This is a genomic window from Streptomyces sp. NPDC058662, from assembly GCF_042716255.1.
In the GTDB taxonomy this organism is placed as follows: domain Bacteria; phylum Actinomycetota; class Actinomycetes; order Streptomycetales; family Streptomycetaceae; genus Streptomyces.
Genome location: NZ_JBHXRU010000167.1, coordinates 1 through 8,066 on the forward strand (window position 1 = coordinate 1; position 8,066 = coordinate 8,066).

Here is an 8,066-nt window from a genome sequence, read left to right on the forward strand (position 1 = left end):
GGAATGGATCAGCCCCACCACGCGGGCCCTGCAGCAGGGCTGACCGTACGTCAGGCCTCAGGGGCCCGGACCGGGAGGTCCCCGTCAGCCGCCGGCGGTCTTGGCCCCGGCGGCCAAGTCGTCGACCTCGCCCACGCCGACCACCGCGCCGGTGCCCTTCTTGGACTTGCGCAGCCGGCCCTCCAGCCAGGAGGCGAAGGAGGTGAGGGCGAAGTTGACCGCGATGTAGATCAGCGCGATCACGACGAGGGTGGCGATGGTGTTGCTGTAGTTCGCCGAGATCTGCCGGTTCATCGACAGCAGCTCGGCGAGGCCGAGCAGGGAGCCGCCGAGCGCGGTGTCCTTGAGGATCACCACGAGCTGGCTGACCAGGGCGGGGAGCATCGCCGTGACCGCCTGCGGGATCAGCACGTAGACCATGGTCTGGCCCTTGCGCATGCCGATCGCCTTGGCGGCGTCGGTCTGCCCGGACGGCAGGGACAGTACGCCGGCCCGGACGATCTCGGCGATGACCGCGGCGTTGTAGAGGACCAGGCCGGTGACCACCGCGTAGAGCGGGCGGATGTCGGAGGAGACGGTGGTGAACTGCGCGTACAGCGCGAAGCCGAAGATCATCAGCATCAGCACCGGGATGGCGCGGAAGAACTCGACGACGGCGCCGACCGGGACCCGTACCCACGCGTGGTCGGAGAGCCGGCCGATACCCAGGAGCGCGCCCAGGGGGATCGCGATCACCATGGCGATCACGCCGGCCTTGAGGGTCTCCAGCAGACCGGGGATCAGGAACGTGGTCCAGACCCGGGCGTCGGTGACGAAGGGGCTCCACTTGTCGGCGTCGAGCTGGTTCTTCTCGGCCATCAGGGACAGCACCCACCACAGGGCGAGCCCGAACAGCACGACGAAGATCCCGCTGTAGAGCCAGTTGCGCGCCTTGGCCTTGGGGCCCGGGGCGTCGTACAGCACGGAGGTCACCGCTTCACCGCCACTCGCTTGGCCACCCAGCCCAGCAGCAGGCCGGTCGGCAGGGTCAGCAGGACGAAGCCGAGGGCGAAGACCCCGAAGACGGCGAAGAGCGCGTCGGCCTCGTTCTCGACCATTTCCTTCATCAGCAGGGCCGCTTCGGCCACGCCGATGGTCGCCGCCACCGTGGTGTTCTTGGTGAGTGCGATCAGTACGTTGGTGAGCGGCGCCACGACCGCCCGGAAGGCCTGGGGGAGCACGATCAGGGTGAGCACCTGGAAGAAGCTCAGTCCCAGGGCGCGGGCCGCCTCGGCCTGGCCCACGGGCACCGTGTTGATGCCCGAGCGCAGGGCCTCGCAGACGAAGGTGCCGGTGTAGGCGACCAGTCCGAGGACCGCGAGCCGGAAACCGGCCTCCTTGGAGGTGTCGCCGCCCAGGTTGATGCTGAGGGTCTGGTACAGGCCCAGTGAGCAGGCGATGATCAGCACGGTCAGCGGCGTGTTGCGCACCAGGTTGACGTACGCGGTGCCGAAGCCCCGCAGCAGCGGGACCGGGCTGACCCGCATCCCGGCCAGGACGGTGCCCCAGACCAGGGATCCGACCGCCGAGTAGAGGGTGAGCTGAACCGTCACCCAGAAGGCTCCGAGCAGGTCGTACTGCCCGGAATCAAGAAAATCGAACACGATGCCCTGCGCTCTCCCCAGGATGGCCGGTGAGGCGCGCCGCCGCCCGCGAAGGGCGGGCGGCGACGCTCCTCACCGATGAATCAGCTGCCTTCGGTGATCTGCGGGGCAGGCTCGTTCTTGTAGTTGGCCGGGCCGAAGTTGGCCTGGACCGCCTTGTCCCAGGACCCGTCCGCGACCATCTTCTTGAGCGCGGCGTTGATCTTGGTCTGGAGCTCGGTGTCGCCCTTCTTGAGGCCGATGCCGTAGTTCTCGTTGCTCAGGCTCAGCCCGACCAGCTTGAACTTGCCCTTGTTCTTGTCCTGCGCGGCGTAGCCGGCCAGGATCGAGTTGTCCGTGGTCAGCGCGTCGACGGCCTTGTTCTCCAGGCCGGTGAGGCACTCGGAGTAGCCGCCCTGCTCCAGCAGGTCCGCCTCGGGGGCCAGCTTGGTCTTGACGTTCTGCGCCGAGGTGGAGCCCGTGACCGAGCAGAGCTTCTTCTTGTTCAGGTCCTCGGCCTTGGTGATGGACGTGTCGTCGGCGCGGACGAGCAGGTCCTGGTGCGCGAGGAAGTACGGGCCGGCGAAGTCGACCTTCTCCTTGCGCTTGTCGTTGATCGAGTAGCTCGCGACGACGAACTTGACGTCGCCGTTGGAGATCAGGTTCTCGCGCTCGGCGCTGATGGCCTGCTTCCACTCGATCTGGTCGGGCTGGAAGCCGAGCTCCTTGGCCACGTACGTCGCGACGTCGACGTCGAAGCCGGTGTACTTGCCGTCCGGGGTCTTCAGGCCCAGACCCGGCTGGTCGAACTTGATGCCGATGACGACCTTCTCCTTGCCGCCACCGCCCTCGGAACCCTTGTCGCTGCCGCCGCCACAGGCGGTCGCGGTCAGGGCAAGGGCGACGGCGACGGCCGCGGCCGCACCGGCCTTGGAGATCTTCATGGTGAACTTCCCTCGGATGAGACGGTGTTGGCTGACGAGTGACGACTGCGGCGGACACACCGCGGACAGGAACGGCTGCGGTGGTGATCCGCCACCGGATGCCTACCAGACGCGACCGTCAGTGGTGCAGGATCTTCGACAGGAAGTCCTTGGCGCGGTCACTGCGGGGGTTGCTGAAGAACTGCTCGGGCGTGGCCTCTTCGACGATCTTCCCGTCGGCCATGAAGACGACCCGGTTGGCCGCGGAGCGGGCGAAGCCCATCTCGTGCGTGACGACGACCATCGTCATGCCCTCACTGGCGAGCTGCTGCATGACCTCCAGCACCTCATTGATCATCTCCGGGTCGAGGGCCGAGGTCGGCTCGTCGAAGAGCATCACCTTGGGCTCCATGGCCAGCGCGCGGGCGATCGCCACACGCTGCTGCTGACCGCCGGAGAGCTGCGCCGGGTACTTGTCGGCCTGCGAGCCGACGCCCACCCGGTCCAGCAGGGCGAGCGCCTTCGCGTGGGCGGCGTCCTTGTCGGTCTTGCGGACCTTGAGCTGGCCCAGCATGACGTTCTGCAGCACCGTCTTGTGCGCGAAGAGGTTGAACGACTGGAAGACCATCCCGACGTCCGCGCGCAGCCGGGCCAGTTCCTTGCCCTCGGCCGGGAGCGGCTTCCCGTCGAGCGTGATGGTGCCCGAGTCGATGGTCTCCAGCCGGTTGATCGTCCGGCACAGCGTGGACTTGCCCGATCCCGAGGGACCGATCACGACGACGACCTCACCGCGGGCAATGCTCAGATCGATGTCCTGAAGCACGTGCAGCGCGCCGAAGTGCTTGTTGACGTTGCTCAGTACGACCAGGTCGTCCGCGGCGCCCGCCGCGTCCTGCACGTCCTTGGTCACTGATACTCCGCTCATCGGCTTAGTGCTCCGTCCTCCTCGGTTGGGAGGACAGTAGTGACGTGGCGCGCACATCGTCATCACATCTGAGGGAGAATTGAGCATAACGATCCGGCCTCTTCCGGATACGCTCCGTGCGCGGCACCGCCCCGCGGCCGCCGCGGTCGTACCGGGTGCGTAACGGAAGTCGCGTCCGACCGGAACCCCCTTGACGTGGGACTCCGTATCGGCGTGGATGCATGATGGCCCCGACCACGCGGGGTGGAACCGGGCGAAGGAGAGGGGGACGACATGAGACTGCTGCTCGTCGAGGACGACGACCACGTCGCCGCCGCCCTGTCCGCGATCCTCGCCCGGCACGGCTTCCGCGTCACCCACGCCCGCAGCGGGGAGGAGGCCCTGCAGGCCCTGCTGCCCGCCGACGCGCCGCCCTTCGGGGTCGTACTGCTCGACCTCGGCCTGCCCGACCAGGACGGCTACGAGGTCTGCGGCAAGATCCGCAAGCGCACCGCCACCCCCGTCATCATGGTGACCGCGCGGGCCGACGTGCGGTCCCGTATCCACGGCCTGAACATGGGCGCCGACGACTACGTCGTCAAGCCGTACGACACCGGTGAACTCCTCGCACGCATCCACGCCGTCGCCCGCCGCACCGGCGCCTCCGAGGAGGCCGCCGCCACGGGCACCGGCACCCCCGCCCTGGTCCGGCTCGGTCCGGTCAGCATCGAGTTGCCCACCCGCCGGGTCAGCGTGGACGGCGCCGATGTGCCGCTCACCCGCAAGGAGTTCGACCTGCTGGCCCTGCTGGCCCAGCGGCCCGGAGTGGTGTTCCGCCGCGAGCAGATCATCAGCGAGGTCTGGCGCACCAGCTGGGAGGGGACCGGGCGCACCCTGGAGGTCCACGTCGCCTCCCTGCGCTCCAAGCTGCGCATGCCCGCCCTCATCGAGACCGTCCGCGGGGTGGGCTACCGGCTCGTCACCCCGGCCGCCCCCTAGCGGCCCCCACCGTGCGCGCCCGCCTGCTCCCCCTGCTCGTCGTCCTCATGGCGGGCGTGCTGCTCGCCCTCGGCCTCCCGCTCGCCGTGAGCGTCGCCGCCGCGCAGCAGCAGCAGGTGGTCGTCGACCGCATCGACGACAGCGCCCGCTTCGCCGCCCTGGCGCAGTTCGTCGTCGACGCGGAGGGATCCGGGTCCAGCGGAGCCGACGAGCGCCGCGCGACCCTCCAGCACGAACTCGCCCGCTACCAGGAGCTGTACGGCATCCGCGTCGGCATCTTCCTCCGGGACGACAACGCGATGGCCCGCGCGCCCGGCTGGTGGGAGCTCCCCAAGTCCGACGAGGGCCGCGACGCCTTCGACGAGGCGCTCGCGGGGCGCCGCAGCCACAACCCGCCCCAGGTCTGGCCCTGGCAGACGCAGGGCAAACTGCTCGTCATCTCCCCGGTGGTCCTCGACGGGGACGTGGTCGCCGTCGTCGCCACCGAATCACCCACCGATCTGATGCGCGGCAGGATCCTGCAGGGGTGGCTGGTCATCGCGGGAGGCCTCGCCGCCGCCATGCTGCTCGCCTTCGGCGCCGCCCTGCGGCTCACCAGCTGGGTCCTCAAGCCCGTACGGACCCTGGACGCGGCGGCCCACGGCATCGCCACCGGACGGATGAACTCGCGCGTCGCGGCCGGCGGCGGACCGCCGGAACTCCAGCGCCTGGCCCGTTCGTTCAACGAGATGGCCGACAACGTCGAAGAGGTGCTGGAGCAGCAGCGGGCGTTCGTCGCGGACGCCTCCCACCAGCTGCGCAACCCGCTCGCGGCGCTGCTCCTGCGGATCGAGCTGCTCGCCCTCGAACTGCCCGAGGGGAACGAGGAGATCGCCTCCGTGCGGACGGAGGGAAAGCGCCTCGCCCAGGTCCTCGACGACCTGCTCGACCTGGCGCTCGCTGAGCACACCTCCGCCGAGATCAGCCTCACCGACATCGGGGACCTGGCCGCGGAGCGGATCGCCGCCTGGCGCCCGTACGCCGAGGAGAAGGGCGTACGGCTCACCGGGACCGGCCGGACGGCCGTCACCGGCTGGGCCGATCCCGTCGCCCTGTCCAGCGCGCTCGACGCCGTCATCGACAACGCCCTGAAGTTCACCCCCGCCGGCGAGGAGGTGGAGGTGTCCGTCGTCGCGGCCGGGAGGTCCGTCCAGGTGGTCGTTGCCGACCGGGGCCCCGGTCTCACCGAGGAGGAGCTCCTCCGCGTCGGCGACCGGTTCTGGCGCAGCGGCCGGCACCAGAACGTCAAGGGCTCCGGACTCGGCCTGTCGATCTCCCGGGCCCTGCTCGCCGCGGGCGGCGGATCCCTCTCGTACGGGACGAACCCGCCGCACGGGCTGCGGGTGACGGTCGCCGTACCGCGCACGGAACCCCACACCCGCTGACCGGAAGGGCCCGCACGGCGTCGGCCCGATCCGCCTCGCGGCGCCGGGAAGGGCCGGGAAGGTCGGGAAGGCGCCGGAGCGGGCCGCCCGCGACCGGTCACCAGGGCAGCGTGACGCGTGCCGGCGCCGACATCGCGTAGGTCTCGTCGACGGCGCGCACCTCGAAGACCACCGCCCGCTCCCTCCCGGCGCGCGGCAGCGCCGGGAAGTGCAGCGCGGTCCCGCAGGTGCCGCCCAGGAAGCGCCGGGCGCCGCCGGGGAGCACACGGGACACCTCGTAGTGCCGCGGGTGCCCGACCGGTCCCGCCGCGCGGCGCCACGACAGGCGGACCGCGACCGTGTCGCCGTCCCGGGCCGAGGCGTCCACCGCCGGCGCGGCGGGCGCCGCCGGGCGCGGCCGCGCCGGGGTGTCCCGTACGGTCAGCGCCCCGAGCCGCCAGGCCACCGGCCGCTTCCCGTGCGCGCGGACCCGTACCGCCAGCCCGTACGCGGTCGCGCCCGCCAGCGCGCCGAGCCCGACCCGGGCCGTGCGCCAGCCCGCCCGGGGCGCCGCGGTCCCGGCCGGGAACCAGATGTACGCGACGGGCTCGCCCGCCCGGGCCGGCTCGCGGGTCGCGACCCCGACCTCCACGGCGACGGCCGGTCCCGGACCGCAGCGGTGGACCAGCTCCAGGACGGCGGACCGGTCCAGCGGCAGCCGCGTGGAGTGCAGCCCCACGGCCGCGGGAGCGGTGAGGGCGCCCGCGACCAGCAGGCTGGACCCGCCGCGCCAGGCGTCGGCGAAGTCGAGGGTGACGGAGGGCCGGGCGCCGGCCGTGTCCACCACCCACCGCCTGCCCGGCAGCCGGTCCTGGAGGCCGAGGTGGTTCCAGGGCTCCGCCGAGGTGACGCGGCCGTCCTCGTACCAGCGTTCGCCGTGCCCGGTGTTGAACGAGCAGCCGAAGGGCAGCGCGGCGACGGTGGAGCGGTCGGCGACGGCGGTCGCCGGAGCCCGCCAGGTGTCCTCGGGCGCGGGGCGGGAGGGGTCGAGCGAGGCACCCGTCCAGAACCGGTCGTCAGCGCGGTGGAAAGCGCCGGGGGAGCGGTCGGCGAGGTGGTCGCGCGTCCACTCGGGCCGGTAGAGGCCGATGCTGACGACGTGGTCGCGGCCGCGCGGCACGATCGCCTCCCACGGCGTGGGGCTGTCCCAGCCGCGCGCTTGCACGTCCACGCCCGCCCACAGCCGGTGGCGGCCGCGTCCGAGCCGGTCCGCGAGGGCGCCGGAGGCGGCCAGCTTCTCCGGGGTCCAGCGGAAGTCCAGGAACACGGTGTCCGCCACGGGACCGGACCGGTCCTCGAAGAACTCCTGGTTGAGTTCGTTGAGCGCACCCTGCCAGCCGACCCGGCCGGTCGTGTTCATCGCGTCGTACCAGGTGATGCGCAGCCCGTACGGTGCGCCCGCGGCCCGCAGGGCGCGCAGGAACGCGCGCATCCGGCCCGCGAGCACGCTGTCCCCGCCGTCGGTCTCGGCGTTGACGAACCAGCCGTCGAAGCCGTACGCGGCCGCGACGCGCACCAGCTGCCCGGCGATCGGGAAGCGGCCGCGGGCGTCCTGCTGGACCAGGTCGCGCGTCCACCGCAGATCGCCGCCGTGCGCGACGGGCGGCAAAAACACGTTGCCGAGGACGCGGACCCCGTGGCGGTGGGCGGCGTCGACCACCGGCGCGTTCGGGGCCAGCACGATGCCCTCGCCGGCGGAGCCGCCCCAGAAGACCAGCTCGTCGAGGTACGCCCAGTGGCTGAGGGCGTAGTAGTCGGCGGTCGCCGACCCCTGGGACGGGTTCCCGGCCGTGGGCCCGAAGGAGACCAGGGCGGCGACGGCGGCCTGGCCGGACCGGGCGTCCGGGTGCGGCGGTACGGGGGTGAAGCGCCGCGCCAGCGGCACGGTCGCGGCGTTGTGCGCCAGATCGGGGTCGCTCCCGGGGCTCCACTCCTTCAGCGAGCGCCACACGATCCCGGGGCCGGGCACCCCCGGCGGCAGCGCGTCCGGGAACCAGTAGGAGGCGTACGGGGCCAGGTCGGCCGGGGCCGCCGCGGCCCCCGGGCGCGGGGCCCGGGCCGGCCCGGGCAGCGGGGGCGGGGGCCCCACCCCCACGGAGAGATGCACAAACAGCCCGAAGCCGGGGCAATAGACGGGTGGGAAGAGGTGGCGGAG

7 protein-coding genes are annotated in these 8,066 nt (G+C 71.9%); 2 read left to right on the forward strand and 5 right to left on the reverse strand.

Annotated elements, in window-relative coordinates; genetic code table 11:
- Positions 1-84 precede the first annotated feature (84 nt).
- The 4 genes from ACFWUQ_RS30515 to ACFWUQ_RS30530 form a co-directional block, all read right to left on the reverse strand.
- Positions 85-972, reverse strand: a complete 888-nt coding sequence (locus ACFWUQ_RS30515; RefSeq protein WP_384544488.1) for an amino acid ABC transporter permease — start codon at positions 970-972, stop codon at positions 85-87.
- Positions 969-1,643, reverse strand: a complete 675-nt coding sequence (locus ACFWUQ_RS30520) for an amino acid ABC transporter permease (RefSeq protein ID WP_384544490.1) — start codon at positions 1,641-1,643, stop codon at positions 969-971. The genes ACFWUQ_RS30515 and ACFWUQ_RS30520 overlap by 4 nt, the downstream gene beginning before the upstream one ends.
- Before the next feature lie 83 nt (positions 1,644-1,726).
- On the reverse strand, positions 1,727-2,566 hold the full coding sequence (locus ACFWUQ_RS30525; protein WP_384544492.1) for a glutamate ABC transporter substrate-binding protein: 840 nt from the start codon (positions 2,564-2,566) through the stop codon (positions 1,727-1,729).
- Between the two features lie 118 nt (positions 2,567-2,684).
- Positions 2,685-3,470 (reverse strand): amino acid ABC transporter ATP-binding protein, encoded by a 786-nt coding sequence (locus tag ACFWUQ_RS30530; protein ID WP_384544494.1) that lies wholly within the window; start codon positions 3,468-3,470, stop codon positions 2,685-2,687.
- Positions 3,471-3,743: 273 nt separating this feature from the next.
- On the opposite strand from ACFWUQ_RS30530, the gene ACFWUQ_RS30535 reads away from it, so the two are divergent.
- Both ACFWUQ_RS30535 and ACFWUQ_RS30540 read left to right on the forward strand, forming a co-directional pair.
- A complete protein-coding gene (locus tag ACFWUQ_RS30535; RefSeq protein WP_384544496.1) occupies positions 3,744-4,448 on the forward strand; it encodes a response regulator transcription factor in 705 nt (234 codons plus the stop codon).
- An 11-nt stretch (positions 4,449-4,459) separates the two neighbouring features.
- Positions 4,460-5,872, forward strand: coding sequence for an ATP-binding protein (locus ACFWUQ_RS30540; RefSeq protein WP_384544497.1), 1,413 nt, complete (start codon positions 4,460-4,462; stop codon positions 5,870-5,872).
- Positions 5,873-5,969: 97 nt separating this feature from the next.
- Here ACFWUQ_RS30540 and ACFWUQ_RS30545 read toward each other — a convergent pair whose 3' ends face one another.
- Positions 5,970-8,006 carry an endo-beta-N-acetylglucosaminidase gene (locus ACFWUQ_RS30545; RefSeq protein WP_384544499.1) on the reverse strand — a complete coding sequence of 679 codons (2,037 nt, stop codon included), beginning with the start codon at positions 8,004-8,006 and terminating at the stop codon, positions 5,970-5,972.
- Between the last annotated feature and the right edge of the window lie 60 nt (positions 8,007-8,066).